14 protein-coding genes are annotated in these 15,322 nt (G+C 49.2%); 8 read left to right on the top strand and 6 right to left on the bottom strand.

What is annotated here, in order from left to right:
* Positions 1 to 88 precede the first annotated feature (88 nt).
* From JIG40_RS09825 to JIG40_RS09810, 4 genes are all read left to right on the top strand, one after another.
* Entirely contained in the window at positions 89 to 1,975 is a 1,887-nt protein-coding gene (locus tag JIG40_RS09825) for a hypothetical protein (protein ID WP_199465261.1), read from the top strand.
* Between the two features lie 587 nt (positions 1,976 to 2,562).
* On the top strand, positions 2,563 to 3,126 hold the full coding sequence (locus JIG40_RS09820) for a hypothetical protein (RefSeq protein ID WP_199465260.1): 564 nt from the start codon (positions 2,563 to 2,565) through the stop codon (positions 3,124 to 3,126).
* Between the two features lie 153 nt (positions 3,127 to 3,279).
* Positions 3,280 to 3,573, top strand: a complete 294-nt coding sequence (locus JIG40_RS09815) for a hypothetical protein (RefSeq protein ID WP_199465259.1) — start codon at positions 3,280 to 3,282, stop codon at positions 3,571 to 3,573.
* 52 nt (positions 3,574 to 3,625) lie between these two features.
* Positions 3,626 to 4,276: a hypothetical protein gene (locus JIG40_RS09810; protein WP_199465258.1), complete on the top strand. Its 651-nt coding sequence runs from the start codon at positions 3,626 to 3,628 to the stop codon at positions 4,274 to 4,276.
* 66 nt (positions 4,277 to 4,342) lie between these two features.
* Here the strand turns inward: JIG40_RS09810 and JIG40_RS09805 are convergent, their stop codons facing one another.
* Positions 4,343 to 4,525, bottom strand: a complete 183-nt coding sequence (locus JIG40_RS09805) for a phage repressor protein (protein WP_244662654.1) — start codon at positions 4,523 to 4,525, stop codon at positions 4,343 to 4,345.
* Positions 4,526 to 4,783: 258 nt separating this feature from the next.
* Between JIG40_RS09805 and JIG40_RS09800 the strand changes: the two genes are divergently transcribed.
* Positions 4,784 to 5,044 carry a YgjV family protein gene (locus tag JIG40_RS09800; protein WP_020329238.1) on the top strand — a complete coding sequence of 87 codons (261 nt, stop codon included), beginning with the start codon at positions 4,784 to 4,786 and terminating at the stop codon, positions 5,042 to 5,044.
* A 103-nt stretch (positions 5,045 to 5,147) separates the two neighbouring features.
* On the opposite strand, the gene glpK is transcribed toward JIG40_RS09800, so the two are convergent.
* Both glpK and JIG40_RS09790 read right to left on the bottom strand, forming a co-directional pair.
* Positions 5,148 to 6,665: a glycerol kinase GlpK gene (glpK, locus tag JIG40_RS09795; RefSeq protein ID WP_199465257.1), complete on the bottom strand. Its 1,518-nt coding sequence runs from the start codon at positions 6,663 to 6,665 to the stop codon at positions 5,148 to 5,150.
* A 51-nt stretch (positions 6,666 to 6,716) separates the two neighbouring features.
* Entirely contained in the window at positions 6,717 to 7,571 is an 855-nt protein-coding gene (locus tag JIG40_RS09790) for an MIP/aquaporin family protein (RefSeq protein WP_024375304.1), read from the bottom strand.
* Positions 7,572 to 8,105: 534 nt separating this feature from the next.
* On the opposite strand from JIG40_RS09790, the gene glpA reads away from it, so the two are divergent.
* From glpA to glpC, 3 genes are read left to right on the top strand one after another with little or no spacing between them, the layout of a single operon-like run.
* A complete protein-coding gene (gene glpA / locus JIG40_RS09785; RefSeq protein WP_024375306.1) occupies positions 8,106 to 9,764 on the top strand; it encodes an anaerobic glycerol-3-phosphate dehydrogenase subunit A in 1,659 nt (552 codons plus the stop codon).
* Complete coding sequence (gene glpB / locus JIG40_RS09780; protein ID WP_199465256.1) at positions 9,761 to 11,086, top strand: glycerol-3-phosphate dehydrogenase subunit GlpB; 1,326 nt, start codon at positions 9,761 to 9,763, stop codon at positions 11,084 to 11,086. Before glpA ends, glpB begins: the two co-directional genes overlap by 4 nt.
* A complete protein-coding gene (gene glpC, locus JIG40_RS09775; RefSeq protein WP_199465255.1) occupies positions 11,083 to 12,309 on the top strand; it encodes an anaerobic glycerol-3-phosphate dehydrogenase subunit GlpC in 1,227 nt (408 codons plus the stop codon). Before glpB ends, glpC begins: the two co-directional genes overlap by 4 nt.
* Before the next feature lie 38 nt (positions 12,310 to 12,347).
* Here the strand turns inward: glpC and JIG40_RS09770 are convergent, their stop codons facing one another.
* The 3 genes from JIG40_RS09770 to JIG40_RS09760 all read right to left on the bottom strand — a co-directional run bounded on the left by JIG40_RS09770 (position 12,348) and on the right by JIG40_RS09760 (position 15,321).
* The gene (locus JIG40_RS09770; protein ID WP_199465269.1) at positions 12,348 to 13,751 is read right to left on the bottom strand and encodes a DUF4832 domain-containing protein; all 1,404 of its coding nucleotides are present in this window, start codon (positions 13,749 to 13,751) and stop codon (positions 12,348 to 12,350) included.
* Positions 13,752 to 13,813: 62 nt separating this feature from the next.
* Complete coding sequence (locus JIG40_RS09765; protein ID WP_024375310.1) at positions 13,814 to 14,218, bottom strand: hypothetical protein; 405 nt, start codon at positions 14,216 to 14,218, stop codon at positions 13,814 to 13,816.
* Positions 14,215 to 15,321 carry a glycosyltransferase family 4 protein gene (locus tag JIG40_RS09760; RefSeq protein ID WP_199465254.1) on the bottom strand — a complete coding sequence of 369 codons (1,107 nt, stop codon included), beginning with the start codon at positions 15,319 to 15,321 and terminating at the stop codon, positions 14,215 to 14,217. Before JIG40_RS09760 ends, JIG40_RS09765 begins: the two co-directional genes overlap by 4 nt.
* Between the last annotated feature and the right edge of the window lies 1 nt (position 15,322).

Below are 15,322 nucleotides of genomic sequence, written 5' to 3'. Positions count from 1 at the left end.
GATTTATTACTGTTCCGCGAGCTGGCACGGCAACGAACCGAAACACAAGAGAGCGATTAGCTCTCTTTTTTGTATGAAGGACATCCGAATGAAGATGAACCTCTCCGTGGTGATGGGACTGAAAGACAAAGTGTCCGCGCCACTCAAAGGCATGGCGAGTGATTCCGACCACTACGCCAAAGCCATCAAAAAGATTCAGAAAGCGCAAGCGGATGACTCGGCCGCGATCGGCATGATTGGCTCATTCAAAAACACCAAAAAGGCGATGAGCCAGAATACGCTTGCGATGGCATCGGCCAGTGAAAAACTTCGTGAGCTGCAAGCCAGCGCAGCCTCGGCAGGTAAACCGACCGCCGCCCTCACTGAGAAAATGGCCAAACAGCAGCAGCGGGTCGATAAGCTCACACAGCAGCAGGACCAGTACAAAACGCACCTGGTTAAACTGGGTGGCGAGCTGAAAAAGACAGGCGTCAAAGTGCACGACCTCGATGGCGAGAACAAGCGTCTGGAAAGTCGCTACAAAAAGCACGGCGCGGAAATTGACAAGCTGACAAAAAGGTACAATCGATTTCGGCTCGCGGTGACTCCTCTGCAAAAACTCAACGGCGCCATTCGCCTCCCTAATGTGGCCGGAACGGCGCTCGGCAAAGGTGCCGCCCTGCTCGGAGGTTTCAGCCTGGCCGGACTGGCAGCCGAGGTGAACAGCAGCGCGGCAGAGATGGACAAACTTGCCAAGAAATCCGCCAACCTCAATCTGCCGATCAGCGAACTGCAGGCCATGCAATCGCAGGCCGAACACGCGGGCGTGAGCGCCGATGCGCTGTCGGCCTCAATGACCCGTTTCACCCGTCGTCTGGGTGTACTCCAAACCACCGGAGCGGGCGCACTGGGCAGTTACCTGAAAAAGAGTAAGAACGCCGCGTTCCGCGATTTACAGGGCGCAAAAGATACTCAAGAAGCCTACCAGATGCTGCTGGAGTCTTTCTCTAAACTCAAAACCGCGCAGGAGCAGATGGCGTTTGCGGATGCCGCCTTTGGTGACAGCGGGCGGGAAATGCTCATCATGCTGCGAGAAGGCACGCAGGGGCTGACTGCTGCGCGTCAGGAGTTCAACGACTTGGGCGGTGGCGCTACCGCCGAAGATGCCGCAAAAGCCGAAGCGTACAACGACGCAGTGCAGCGTATCTCTGAAAGCCTGCGCTCAATTAAGTTTGCAGCGTTGGCGCCGATTATGGAGAAAGCCACCAGGCTGTTTACCGAGTTCTCAGAGAAATTCAAAAACACCCAGTGGCGCACCGAGTTTATGGACAAAGTGATTCAAACCGTCAACGGGCTGTATCAAGCGCTGGAGTTCTTAGGCAAAGGACTGATTTTTGTTACGCAGAACTTCAAAGGCATTCTCACCATTCTGGCGATCGCCAAAGTGGCGCTGATTGGCCTCAATGCGGTGATCATGGCCAACCCGATTGGCATGATGGTCACGGCCATCGGCGCCGCGATTATTGCCATCACTTACCTGGTGGATAAGTTCATCGGCTTAGACAAAGTGATTAACTGGGTGAAAGAGCAATTTATCGGACTGTGGGACGGGATTAAGAAGCTCATCAACATGCTGCCGGATTCTCTCATTCCTGACGGCTGGAAAACCGGTTTGGACGATGCCGGCACAGAAGTCGATAACCTGGCGAACAAACTCGACAGCATCAAAGACAAAAATGCCACACTGGGGATTGTCACCAACGAAACCCGCAACCAAACAGAGCGCACCAAGGCCTATACTGACTATCAAAACGGCGGCTTGCCTGCTCACAAACCTTATAACCCTTACCAGCCAATCAAGAGCCAGACATTGAACAGCCGATCGGAAGTCGCACTGACGATTAAGTCAGACAAGCCGGTGACGGTGGACAAGGCAAAGAGCGACAAAGGAACCGATCTGAATCTGGATGTCGGAAACTTAGGCTGGAGCTATTAGAACCACACCCGAGGACAAAATGTGGTCACCGAATTTACACAAGCAATATAAATCAATTACTTAAATAACATACCAGCCCGCCTAATGGCGGGTTTTTCTTTAGTGCCACATCTACCCAATCCCAGATTTCACAGCATTTAATCTTGGTTCTCAAGCTGGCGGCAAGACGCTTCCGTTTCAGCCTCGCAGCCGCAAATCGACCAACCACTTTCTGCCCTCTTTCTTGATGCTCATAATATGATCAACCAAACGAACTGCACATTGATGCGTAATTGCGGCGATAAAGCCCATACCGATCACACCAAAAGATTTACTCGTTTGATACTGTTGATGCGTTTCATTTGTCAGTTGTGAACCATGAAACTACTAAAGCGTATGTGGCCAGTTTGGTATGGTGTATTAGGCAGATTCCGTCTCAATTTTCATTTGGACTGGTACAGATAGATTCTTGTTAAAAGCGACTTTTATAAATTTCACTGATATATCGTCAAGAGCATTTGATTTTATAAATATTTGAGATCTAAGTTGTGGAATTAAATCCTCAGTGTATATAGATTACTATTTTAAATAAAATCAAGGTGTTAATGATGAATCTATTAAAAGCTTCAGGTGTGACTCTCACTGCTGCGCTGATGTTTGGTTGTGCCTCTCCCGCCCAAGTAGAAAATATGAAAGTTGATGAGTCTGTAAACATAACTTTCGATGAAAACCTAAATAGCTCTATCGAGTTAAATCAAGTGGGTGGAGGTGAGGAAACAAACCCAATGTGGACGTCAGAAATAGGTAACAAAGAATTTGAAGCTGCGTTGAAGAGCTCCTTACAATCCCAATATCTATTGTCCCGAGACAACCAAGCAACTTATGATCTTTCTGCAACCTTGATGGAAGTCGAACAACCTACATTTGGTTTGGATATGGAAGTTACTTCTACAGTTAGGTACGTTCTGGTTGAAAAAAGTACGAACAAAATAATCTTCGACGAATTGATTAAGGCACCATATACAGCAACATTTGGAGATGCTTTTAGTGGTGTTGAACGTTTAAGAGTCGCTAACGAAGGTTCCGCTAAAAGTAATATAACTCAATTTCTTCAAAAACTTTCTCAGCTTAAAATTGACACATCAAAGATAGAGCTTACCAGCAAGTTATAACAAGACATTTTAGATGTGATTCCCGGCGCTTGGCATTTTTGCCTTCGCGTTGGGTTTTGCGTTTGCAGCACAACTAGATAACTAAGATGCTAGCATTGAGCAAACCTTAATTCGGTGTTAGCTATTTTAAAATTGATTCAAAGGATTTTTTAAATGAAAGTAACTCTAAATAAAATTTTGGTGGCCATTACTCTTTTCATGCCTTTTGTTTCCAATGCCGGTGAAATAGAGCTAAAAACACTTTGTACAGCAACTAGCTGGAAGGCTGCTGACAATGTAGAAAAGTGTAAAACTGGTCAAAAAATAGCTTTTTTGCCTAGTTCTTTTGGAAATGAACAATTGCCAATAATGTTCATAGCCCTTAATTGCGATTTACGCTTCAGTGTTAGTTTGACTAAAGGTGGTGCTGTATGCGTGTTTAACCCAGTCCAAAAAGTAGTTGAGTGATATGATATATGCAGATGTCAAAAATTAGGTTTACATTTTTAGTCGACTAGTTATGAAAATATATAATTTCAGATATTTTCTCTTAGTTGTGTTTTTGGTTGGAATTTTTGGCTGTGAACATAGTGAAAAGAAAATACTAAAATACAAACCAGTTTCTGCACAACAAACAACGAAAAAGGAACGAGTTGAGTTTTGCCATACATTAGTTGGCAATATTGAAAGTAATTTCAATTATATAGTTGATGAACATAGAGTTTATAAAGTTTTAAGCAACACTCCATATTCATTTTGTAGCTACATTGATGATGACATAAAAATTGGCCAAGCTCATAGGAGTGATATAAATCAATGTCATACGTTGACAAAAGCAGAAGTTAGCCGTGGTGGTAGAGTCACCTTTGTAGAGCATAATCCTAAGTATTCTACCTACAAAGATGGGAATATATATTGGAGCTGCAAATACGGTTCTAAGCCTGAGTATAAGGAGGAACGGAAAGTTAACTACGTCTATAAGTTATATAGATACGAAAACGACCAAGATATTTCTTTGTTGAGAACCGACTACCATTTTTATTACTACTATCGAGGAACTATTTTCAGACGCGTTGGTAACAATGGTAAGGCGGAAGAATTTAATACAGAAGTAATAAAAGTATCAGGAAAAGAAAGCTTCAGCAACAAGGTTTCTATTGTTACTGACTGAGTACAAATATACTAGGCAGATCCCCTAACCAACACCATAGGACTCACCTATCAAGGTAGCTTCTTATCAAAAAATCTTCTTAAACACTGGCGCGATGGCTTTGCCGATAATCTTAAAGTTGCGCCCGTTCTTATGGTTGATCTCGCATGATACGTAGGTCGGGTTGTCTGAAACCACCTGGTCAATCCCTTTCGGAGTGTCCACTGCAAACGTTCTACGGACACACATCGTCAGTTTTGCCTGCTTCATCTCCCTACCCGATTGCCTACTATTTGCGCCAACAGAATTAGGTAATGACAAAAGTGTGATTAACATTAAACGTTTGCGTAATCGCTAACCTTCACCGAACTCGTTTTTGAGGGTTTTATCACAATAACCCTGTTGTTATAGTGACCACAGATAAAACAACCGAACCATTCGAGGCATGGAGCATCCTCACTTATCTCACGACGAGAAGATTGGTACCGACACTGACACTGTTCGGCAAAATTTAAAGAGGGTCAAAAAATGGACATGAACATGGTTGAAATCATGGGTTATGCGGCATCAATCGGCGTAGCGATTTCGCTAACAATGAAAGACATCGTGAAACTCCGCGTTCTGAACTTTATCGGCTGTGCACTGTTTGTTGTGTACGGTTTGATGATTAACGCATGGCCAGTGGTTGCCACGAACGCGTTCATCGCCTGCGTTAACGTATACTTCCTGTTCAAGATGCAGCAGGAAAAGAAGGCTGACAAAGCCGAAGGTGTGCAAAGCGCCGCCTGAAAAGAATAAAAAAGACGTGTAAAAAAAGCCCGGGTTGTCACCCGGGCTTTTGCTTTTCCCCGATAACCGCTGCTCCCCTACGAAGAAACGGTTACATGCATGATTACTCTTCGTTGTGCAGCTCTGCCCATGCCTGAGCACATTTCACTGCACGCTTCCAACCTTTGTAACGACGTTGACGTTTCTCTTCATCGTGGTGAGGTTCAAAGCTGCGATCGATTTCTGCTTTGTCTTTCAGCTCTTCCAAGTCATCCCAGAAACCCACAGCCAGACCAGCCAGGTAGGCTGCGCCCAGTGCTGTGACTTCAGTGACTTTCGGGCGGTGAACTTCGGTGTCCAGAACATCTGACTGGAACTGCATCAGGAAGTTGTTGGCAACCGCGCCGCCATCGACACGCAGAGCCGACAGGCGAATGCCTGAGTCTGCCTGCATCGCATCCAGTACGTCACGAGTCTGGTAAGCGATACTTTCCAGCGTTGCACGGATGATGTGGTTAGAGTTCACGCCGCGAGTCAGGCCAACGATGGTGCCACGAGCGTAAGCATCCCAGTATGGCGCGCCAAGGCCAGTAAACGCCGGAACCACGTACACACCGTTTGAGGTATCCACTTTAGTTGCGAAGTATTCTGAGTCGTGCGCATCAGAGATCAGTTTCAGCTCATCACGCAGCCACTGGATAGAAGCGCCGCCCATGAATACTGCACCTTCCAGTGCGTATGCAGGTTCGCCTTTCGGACCACAAGCCAGAGTCGTCAGCAGACCATTTCTTGAAGTCACTTTTTCCTGACCGGTGTTCATCAGCAGGAAGCAGCCTGTGCCGTACGTGTTTTTCGCCTGACCAGCTTTAACACACATTTGGCCGTACAGCGCCGCTTGTTGGTCACCCGCAATACCTGCGATTGGAATACGCGTACCGCCTTTACCACCAATGTTGGTTTGGCCGTACACTTCTGAAGAGCGTTTCACTTCTGGCATCATTGCCAGAGGAATGTTGAACTCTTTCAGGATCTTTTCATCCCATTGCAGGGTATTGATGTTAAACAGCATGGTACGTGATGCGTTGGTGTAGTCGGTCACGTGTACGCGACCTTGAGTCATTTTCCACACCAGCCATGTATCAACGGTACCGAACAACAGTTTGCCCGATTCGGCCGCTTCACGTGCGCCTTCTACGTTATCCAGAATCCATTTGATTTTGGTGCCTGAGAAGTATGGGTCCAGAACCAGACCGGTGTTTTCGCGAATGTACGCTTCCAATCCGTCACGAGATTTCAGCTCTTCACAGATTTCAGCCGTACGGCGACATTGCCATACGATGGCGTTGTAAACCGGTTTGCCTGTTTCTTTATCCCAAACGATGGTGGTTTCACGTTGGTTGGTAATACCAATGGCCGCCACTTCATCGCTGCGGATGCCCGCTTTGCCCAGTGCTTCAACCAGCGTTGAACTCTGAGTTGCATAGATTTCCATTGGATCATGCTCAACCCAATCCGCTTCTGGGTAGATTTGAGTGAATTCACGCTGAGAAACGCTCACAATATTTGCATCGTGGTCCAGTACAACAGCTCGCGAGCTGGTGGTGCCCTGATCTAATGCAACCACATATTTCTGCTCAGTCATGGTTTATTCCTTATAGTTTCACGTTCTTGCTAACTTCGAATTACTTTAATTTTAGACGTGTGCCTGTTCACTTTCTTCCACGTCATCACATTGGTTCGGGATGGTACATCCGGTGCCGACTGTTGGTAGATAAACAGCGATAAATTTCGGATATGCCCACGCACCAAAACAAGCACCAGCAATAGGGCCAATGATTGGTACGATAAAATATGGAATGTCTTTAGCGCCAGTCAGCGCGTAGTCCCAACCTGCCAGGTAAGCGAACAGCTTAGGACCGAAGTCACGTGCCGGGTTCATGGCAAAACCTGTTAGTGGACCAAGCGAGCCGCCGATCACTGCGATCAGAATACCGATCAGTAGCGGGTTCATGGCATTACGGTGTGCGCCGTTGTTTTCGTCACCCAGCGCCAGAATGGCAAACATCAGCACAGCAGTAATGGTAAATTCTACCGCCACAGCACCACCAAACGACAATGATGCGTTCGGATAAGTAGAGAAAATACCCGCTGTTGCCAACGCTTCTTGGCTGCTACGTACAAAATTGTGCGCGATTTCGTAATCGGTAAAAAGGTTACTGTACAAGCTGTAAACCAAAGCTGCCGAGCAGAATGCACCGAGCATTTGCGCCACAATATAAGGAACCACTTTCGCTTTATCAAAACCATGGAAAGCGGCCAGTGCGATCGTTACCGCGGGGTTGATGTGTGCGCCAGAGACACCAGCAGTACAGTAGATGGCGATGGCAACGCCCATGCCCCACATGATACTGATTTCCCATTGACCAAATTGTGCGCCTGTCAGCACAAGTGCTGCCACACAACCCACACCGAAGAAAATCAGCAGTCCGGTGCCGATAAACTCCGCGATACACTCTCCTAAAAGAGTATGTTGTTTTGTTCGAGTCATAAGTAAGAGTCCTGTTTATTGTTATGTACACAATGTTTGTGTAGGGCGAATCTGGCACAGAAAACTGCTCTCGAAAATCGAATATGGAAATTTATGAGCGTTCGAGCACAAAATTGTTAACGTCAAACTCGTTTTTTGTTAATTGGCGCATCATTTTGATCATTTCATCAGTAGGTTCACTTTTCACCTTACCTTTATCTAATTGAGTAAATACTAAATAAACATATAGTTACTGATTAAATAAGGCGTTGTACGTTTTTTATCACCGTTCTTACCCATTCAACAACGAACACATCAGACCAGCTCGTTAGCTCATTTATCCTTATTTTCATCCACTTATATGTAACATTTCTGTGCATCCAGCTGTTAAAAACCCGCAACATTGTTGGTTAATTTCTCCACAACCCTACTAAACAATCACCAAAAATATCAATTTTGCGCTCGTTCGCGCTTTTGTGAGCAACATACCGAACACAAATGATAAAAAATGACACACTAAGTGTAAGTTTATTCAAGTTGCATAAGGTAAAGGTCATGACGGCTTATCAACGAATGGAAACCGACGTCGTAATCATTGGCGGCGGCGCTACCGGAACCGGGATTATGCGGGATTGCGCATTGCGAGGCATCGCCTGCATCCTGTTGGAAAAAGATGACATTGCCTCTGGCACCACGGGTCGAAATCACGGCCTTCTGCATTCTGGCGCGCGCTATGCGGTAACCGACGCTGAGTCGGCGAAAGAGTGCATTCAGGAAAACCAAACGCTCAAACGTATTGCCCGCCATTGCGTGGAGGCAACTGACGGCCTGTTCATTACCCTCCCTGAAGACGAACTCAGCTTTCAAGACACTTTTATTCAGGCATGTGGCCATGCAGGCATCGAAACCACCCGTTTAACGCCCAAAGAAGCACTGGCTCTGGAGCCGAACGTTAACCCTGCGCTGATTGGCGCGGTCAAAGTGCCAGACGGCACGCTGGACCCATTTCGCTTGTGTGCCTCTAACGTGCTGGATGCAAAAGAACATGGCGCGCGCATGTTTAACCGCACCATCGTCACCAGTTTGATTCGTCAGGGCGATACCGTGCTGGGCGTGCGCTGCCTGCAATTGGGCACCAACCAACAGTTTGAAATCTTTGCTAAAGAGGTGATCAACGCGGCGGGCATCTGGGGACAACATATCTGCGAATATGCCGATCTCAACATCAAGATGTTCCCAGCCAAAGGTTCACTGCTGATCCTCGATTACCGCATCAACAACCTGGTGATTAACCGCTGCCGTAAACCGTCGGATGCGGACATCCTGGTTCCGGGCGACACCATTTCACTCATTGGCACCACCTCTGAGCACATCGACTACGACCAGATCGATAATCTGCATGTGACCGAGCGCGAAGTGGATGTACTGTTGGCCGAAGGCGCGAAGCTCGCACCAATCATGGCCAATACCCGCGTGCTGCGCGCCTATGCGGGCGTACGTCCTCTTGTGGCGGTGGACGACGACGGCAGCGGCCGCAATATCAGCCGTGGCATCGTGTTACTGGATCACCAACAGCGTGACGGCCTGAAAGGCCTTACCACCATTACTGGCGGCAAACTGATGACCTATCGTCTGATGGCCGAATGGGCGACCGATTTGGTGGCCGAGAAACTGGGTAATACCGCCGCGTGTGAAACACATACCCGCCCGCTGCCGGGCTCAAACGAAACACCAAAAACGGTTAAGAAAACGGCCAGCATTGCCAAGCCAGTTTATGAATCGGCGATCTACCGTCATGGCGAACGCGCAAAACAGTTCTTGTCCGATGATGCCAAGAGCCAAGCGATTATTTGTGAATGCGAAATGGTCACCGCTGGCGAAATCGAATACGCCATTAAGCAGCTCGACGTCAATAATCTGGTCGATTTACGCCGCCGCACTCGCTTAGGTATGGGCCCTTGTCAGGGCGAACTGTGCAGCTACCGCGCGGCCAGCCTGTTTTCCGAATATGGTCAGGTCGACGGCTGTCAATCAAGCGGCTTGCTGGTCGATTTTCTGGAAGAGCGCTGGAAAGGCATTAAACCGATCTTCTGGGGTGATGCACTGCGCGAAGCCGAATTCAGTTATTGGATCTACGAAGGTCTGCTCGGTGCCAGCGACCTTCCCCATCACTCTCAGCCAGAACAACAAGAACAACAGGAGGCGGGTTTATGATGCACTATGATGTGGCGGTTATCGGTGGCGGAATTGCTGGCTACACCGCCGCCATTCGCAGCCTACAAGCCGGTAAAAAGACCGTGTTAATCAGTCAGGGCCAAAGCGCGCTGCATTTCTCATCCGGCTCCATTGATGTGCTGGCTAAATTACCAGACGGCAGCCCGGTAACGCATCCGTTTGATGCGCTCGAAGCATTAAAACAGCAAGCGCCGTTGCACCCTTACAATGCGGTGGGGCGCACCACGTTGCAAAAAGGTCTGGAGTGGTTTCGTCATACTTTAGCGGCCGCCAATGTGCCGCTGCAGCATCAGGATGATTTAGCGAACCACGGACGTATTACCCCGCTGGGCACACTGAAAGCAACCTGGCTTTCGCAACCGTTCGTTTATCAACACCGTAGCGAGGTGCCATTTGAGCGCATCGTGGTGGCTTCAATAGACGGCTATCGCGATTTCCAACCGCAAATGCTGAAAGATAACCTCAGCCAACACCCTGATTTTCATGCGGTGCCGATTCATACGGTGACGTTGTCGATTCCGGGTTTTGATGGCTATCGCCGCAACCCGAACGAGCTGCGCTCGATCGATATTGCGCGCCTGCTCAAACAGGAAGCCGCATGGACCACGCTGTGTGACGGGCTGATGCGTGTCGCCAATCGTGATGACTTGGTGATCATGCCCGCGATTATGGGCAACGGTGACGGCCTGACGCTGCTCACCAAGCTGCGCGCTACGACGCAACTTCACTTTCATGAAGTGCCGACTATGCCGCCTTCTCTGCTCGGAATCCGTATCGAAGAAGCGTTGAGCCGCACCTTTATTCAGTTGGGTGGTATTCACCTCAAAGGCGACAAAGTGGTTAATGGCCATTTTGAACGCGGCCGTCTGGTGAGCCTGCAAACACAAAACCTGCGCGATATGCCCATCAGCGCTGAACACTACATCATGGCAACCGGCAGTTATTTCAGTCAGGGGTTGCATGCTGAGCAACACACCATCACCGAACCTGTGTTTGGGCTGCAAGTGACACACAAACCCGCGCGGGCGGATTGGCGTAATCCCGCCTTTTTCGCTGACCGTTCACACCCATTTATGGCTTTCGGTGTGGAAACCAACGCTCAGCTCAATCCCACACGCAACGGGGAAGCAGTGCAAAACCTCTACTGCTGCGGTTCGATGTTGGCAGGTTACGACCCGGTTTTTGAAGGCTGTGGTGGTGGCGTCGCGATTGGTACGGCCTATCACGCCATCATGCAATGTATTAATCCGCAAGTGCCCGTTTCTCACCCTAAACCATCTGATCAGGAGGTGCTCGCATGAACGCGCCATTTTCAAAAGCTGCTCCTCTGAACACCAGCTTTGACCAATGTATTAAGTGCACGGTGTGTACCGTCTACTGCCCGGTCGCCAAAGCCAACCCGGATTACCCGGGGCCGAAACAGTGCGGCCCGGACGGTGAGCGTTTACGCATCAAAAGCCCGGAGTACTACGACGAAGCACTGAAATACTGCACCAACTGCAAACGCTGCGAGACGGCCTGTCCTTCTGGGGTGAAAATCGGCGATATTATCGCGGTGGCACGAGGTAAACACGGCAAGAAACCGCTCAATCCGAAACTGATGCGCGACTACGTACTCAGCCACACCGATCTGTTCGGTTCGCTGGCGACACCCTTTGCGCCAGTGGTTAACTTCGCCACATCGATGCCGATCGTGAAAAAGATCATGCACAAAACCATCGGCGTGCATGACCACAAAGCGCTACCAAAATATTCGCACGGCACGTTTCGCCGCTGGTTCAAACAAAACTGCACCAGCCAGCCATTGTATCAGCGTCAGGTCACGTATTTTCATGGCTGCTACGTTAACTACAACCACCCGCAATTGGGCAAAGACTTAGTCAAAGTTCTGAATGCGATGAACATTGGCGTGCGCCTGCTGAACAACGAAAAATGCTGCGGCGTACCGCTGATTGCCAACGGTTTTCACGATAAGGCGCGCAAAAATGCGCTATTGAATGTGAAGAACATGGAAGCTGCGGTGAACGATTACCACACCAAGGTGATTTCCACCTCGTCCACCTGCTCGTTTACTTTGCAGCAAGAGTACCCACATGTGCTGGGTGTCGATAACAGCAAAGTCTCTAACGAGATTGAATACGTGACCCGATTCCTGCTCAAAGAGTTCATGAACGGTAACGCGCCCAAAATGAAGCCCGTCAATCTGAAGGTGGTTTACCACACTCCTTGCCACTTGGAACGCAGCGGTAACGTAATGTTTACCATTGAACTGCTGCGCATGATCCCGGGGCTGGAGCTGATTGTACTCGACAGTGAATGTTGTGGATTAGCCGGTACTTATGGCTTCAAAGCGGAGAACTACGACGTTTCAATGAAAATCGGCTCGCACCTGTTTGATTCGATTAAAGCCTCCAACGCAGATTTTGCCATTACTGACTGCGAAACCTGTAAATGGCAGATTGAAGAAAACACCGCGCTGGAGACCATTCACCCTATCAGCTTGCTGGCTCAGGCATTGGTCTAAAACAGAAAAGCGGGCTGAGCCCGCTTTTTCCTTACTGCTTATCGCACCGTTAAATCCGATAACCGATACCAACCGGAGAGTTGTTTGCCGCTATTTGCCAGGTTCAATTGCGCTTTGCCATAGCGATCCACCAACGCCAGCTCCACAAAGTAATGGCCAGCAGGTAATCGCTTCGGCAGAGTAAAACTGCTCATGGTCGAATGCTCACCCGGCAACCATTGCAGCACATCGTTATCCGAAATCGCCAAAAACGCCGATTCGTCAGCATCGTTGATCAAACGATACGCCAGATAGTAGTGATGGTATGGCGGCGCGTTACCCTCATTGACGAATAACGTTTGAATCGTCAGAGTGGAACCGGCTGAGAGCTGCGCCTGATGCTCAAGTGTATCCACGCGCAGGCGATAGCCAATTTTACTCAGCGCATCATCCAGAAGATCCCGATATTGGTTCGGCACGGGTTGAGATTTTAGGTTTAACGTTGAGGCATGCTGGGCTACCGCCCAATCCAGACTGGCTTTGACCTGCTCGCGGGTATAGTTTTGCGTACTCAGCCATTCAGCCATATTGCCGCAGGTTTCCAGACTGACTGGCGCGGACTGCCATGCCTGATTAAAGAGCGCATAAGTTTGCTGAGCCATTTTGAGGCGATAAGGATAATCATCAACCATGTGACTCCAACTGTCGGAGAAATGGTGCCAGTCACCCCAGCAATCGGCGCGCCATCCTGCCCCTTTCTCCACCGCATAAGCCAGACTGTTTTCGCCGCTGATCAGCATCACTTTCGGCGTTTGTGGAAACGCAGCAAAATGCAAATCGACCAGTTTGTTCAGTTCGTCATCGCTGTAGCGCTGATGCAACGGTTCCAGCGTAGCAAAATTGCTGTTGTGCCACTCGCCCCAAGAGCCCGCCATCCCAATATCGATATGGCTCAGACTCGGATTGCCATCGTAGCGCTGCCCGAGTGCATTGAGCAGTTTTTCCACATAATAGAGGTACAGATTGTCGTCCAGATCCGGCACAAAGGTTTTGCCATCTTGCGTCCAGACACCACGGATGCCTTTATTGATCAACCAAGTGGGAATTTTACTGCCACTCCACGGCTCATCGGCCGTCATAAAGCGTAGTGCGACCATTTTAGCTGGCTGCTGCGCCTGATTAAGAGCCAGAAGACGGTCGATGGTATCAAACGCGTACTCGCCTTCTTTCGGCTCCAGATCGCTCCAGTAAAAACGGTAGTAATCCACACCTGACGCCGGATATTGATCGCTGGCCAGCGAAACGCCCCAGCTGTTGTGAAAGGTTTCGACACCGACACCGGGATTCGAAATCGGCCCACTGAGCGCAGCAGGATGCACAGTGACCATCCGCTCATTGCGTGAATCCGATGTGGCCGAAGAGGACGTTTTCTTTTCCGCCTGACAGGCAGAGAGTGGCAACATCAGCAGCAAAATCCATCCGATGTGACACAGTAAGACGCGGGAAGAACGCTTCGTGAGTGAGCTCATTGCATCAGCCCTTTAAACCAATCCCAGATACCGAGTGAGTAGTTGGGGAAAATATCGATACCCATCGCGGACTTAAGCAGATACAGCGCCAGAAATGACAAGCCCAACAGCGCGAGCAGACCCACTAATATCGCTGAGGTGACAATAAAGTTGGCCAGCTTCGATTCAGACGCCCGCAATTGAGTTCGGCGATCGCGTCCCATGAGTAAAACCAGATAGTAACGCTTGCCAAACCAAGGCAGGCTTTTGCGTACATCAACCGGATGACGATTACCCAACCCAACGCTTTTTATCGCATGCTCAATGGCCTGCTTCTGTTTGTCGGTTAACTCCTGCGCGACTTCCTGATCGAGCGCGTAGTAAAACTGAGTCACCGCTTTATGTTCATTTGCCGCTGTCACACTGTCCGTCCTACAACTTTTTGGTAAACCTGCATGGTTTGCTGGGCGATTTTCTGCCAGTCATACTTTGCCAAGTATTCAGAATAGTCAACGTGCGTTTCTTCAGGCAGCGCCGCCAGCTTGTGACTGAGTGCCGAGACGTCACCCACCGGGAAATAACAATTGGCATCCAGAGCCACTTCGCTGTTGGCGGGAATATCACTGACAATAGCTGGCAACGAGAACGACATTGCTTCGAGCAGCGCGATCGGCAGTCCTTCATGATAGGAAGGCATGACAAATAATCTGGCTTGCGAGAACACGGTTTTGAGCGCATCGCCTTTCAAAAAGCCTGTCAGGATAACGCCTGGTGTGGTGCGCGCTTTCTCTTTGAGCGCCGCGCTGTATGGCGTTTCATGGTCCGTATCGCCCACCAATACCAGCGGCATGCTCAACTCAGAATCGCGGTATGCATCAATCAAATCGTGAAAACCTTTCTCTTCCACAAAACGTCCCACCGCAACCATGTAGTTCTGTGGCGTCAACTGATACTGGCTCAAGGTTGTGCTGATGATATCTGCGCTTAAAGGCACAGGCGCCAGAACACCGTTGTAAATCAAATTGGCATCAAAACGCTGATATTTTTGCTGCAGAATGCCGTTGATCACCTCTGAAATGACAATCACTTCATTGGCCCACTTCGCGGCAAATTTCTCGCCCAACATCAGCACTTTTTTAGCAAAGCCGCCCCATTTCTGACGATCGTAGTCCGGCCCGTGGTGGGTAAACACCACTTTCTTACCCAGCAGACGCAGCAGCGGCACGACCAACCCCGGGCCAATCGCATGCACGTGAACCACATCGGAACCATCAAACAGGGTTGAGAAAGCGGCCAGAGTTGAATGCACAATAGCCTCAAGTGATTTTTTCTTCGGCGCCCAAATGGCTTTGGTCTGCACGCCTTCATAAGAAGAGCGTTGGTAAGGCACGTAAGGCGAACGCGCAATCACGCACACCTCGGCACCGAACTGTTTAACCAGTTGCGGGTATAGATGCTGACAGTGGGTTTCAACGCCCCCCAGCACATCGGGAATGCCCCGCGTGCCCAATACGGTAATGTTCATG

Origin of the sequence: Vibrio sp. bablab_jr001, assembly GCF_016464285.1 — a bacterium.
Lineage (GTDB): Bacteria > Pseudomonadota > Gammaproteobacteria > Enterobacterales > Vibrionaceae > Vibrio > Vibrio fluvialis.
Note: the sequence above shows the minus strand (reverse complement) of the source record. Positions and strands in the feature narration are given on the sequence as shown.

What these genes read in the sequence shown, in the direction of transcription:
- JIG40_RS09825 (WP_199465261.1), top strand. Translation starts at nt 89, where the DNA reads ATGAAGATGAACCTCTCCGTGGTGATGGGACTGAAAGACAAAGTGTCC.
- JIG40_RS09820 (WP_199465260.1), top strand. Translation starts at nt 2,563, where the DNA reads ATGAATCTATTAAAAGCTTCAGGTGTGACTCTCACTGCTGCGCTGATG.
- JIG40_RS09815 (WP_199465259.1), top strand. Translation starts at nt 3,280, where the DNA reads ATGAAAGTAACTCTAAATAAAATTTTGGTGGCCATTACTCTTTTCATG.
- JIG40_RS09810 (WP_199465258.1), top strand. Translation starts at nt 3,626, where the DNA reads ATGAAAATATATAATTTCAGATATTTTCTCTTAGTTGTGTTTTTGGTT.
- JIG40_RS09805 (WP_244662654.1), bottom strand. Translation starts at nt 4,525, where the DNA reads ATGAAGCAGGCAAAACTGACGATGTGTGTCCGTAGAACGTTTGCAGTG.
- JIG40_RS09800 (WP_020329238.1), top strand. Translation starts at nt 4,784, where the DNA reads ATGGACATGAACATGGTTGAAATCATGGGTTATGCGGCATCAATCGGC.
- glpK (WP_199465257.1), bottom strand. Translation starts at nt 6,665, where the DNA reads ATGACTGAGCAGAAATATGTGGTTGCATTAGATCAGGGCACCACCAGC.
- JIG40_RS09790 (WP_024375304.1), bottom strand. Translation starts at nt 7,571, where the DNA reads ATGACTCGAACAAAACAACATACTCTTTTAGGAGAGTGTATCGCGGAG.
- glpA (WP_024375306.1), top strand. Translation starts at nt 8,106, where the DNA reads ATGACGGCTTATCAACGAATGGAAACCGACGTCGTAATCATTGGCGGC.
- glpB (WP_199465256.1), top strand. Translation starts at nt 9,761, where the DNA reads ATGATGCACTATGATGTGGCGGTTATCGGTGGCGGAATTGCTGGCTAC.
- glpC (WP_199465255.1), top strand. Translation starts at nt 11,083, where the DNA reads ATGAACGCGCCATTTTCAAAAGCTGCTCCTCTGAACACCAGCTTTGAC.
- JIG40_RS09770 (WP_199465269.1), bottom strand. Translation starts at nt 13,751, where the DNA reads ATGTTGCCACTCTCTGCCTGTCAGGCGGAAAAGAAAACGTCCTCTTCG.
- JIG40_RS09760 (WP_199465254.1), bottom strand. Translation starts at nt 15,321, where the DNA reads ATGAACATTACCGTATTGGGCACGCGGGGCATTCCCGATGTGCTGGGG.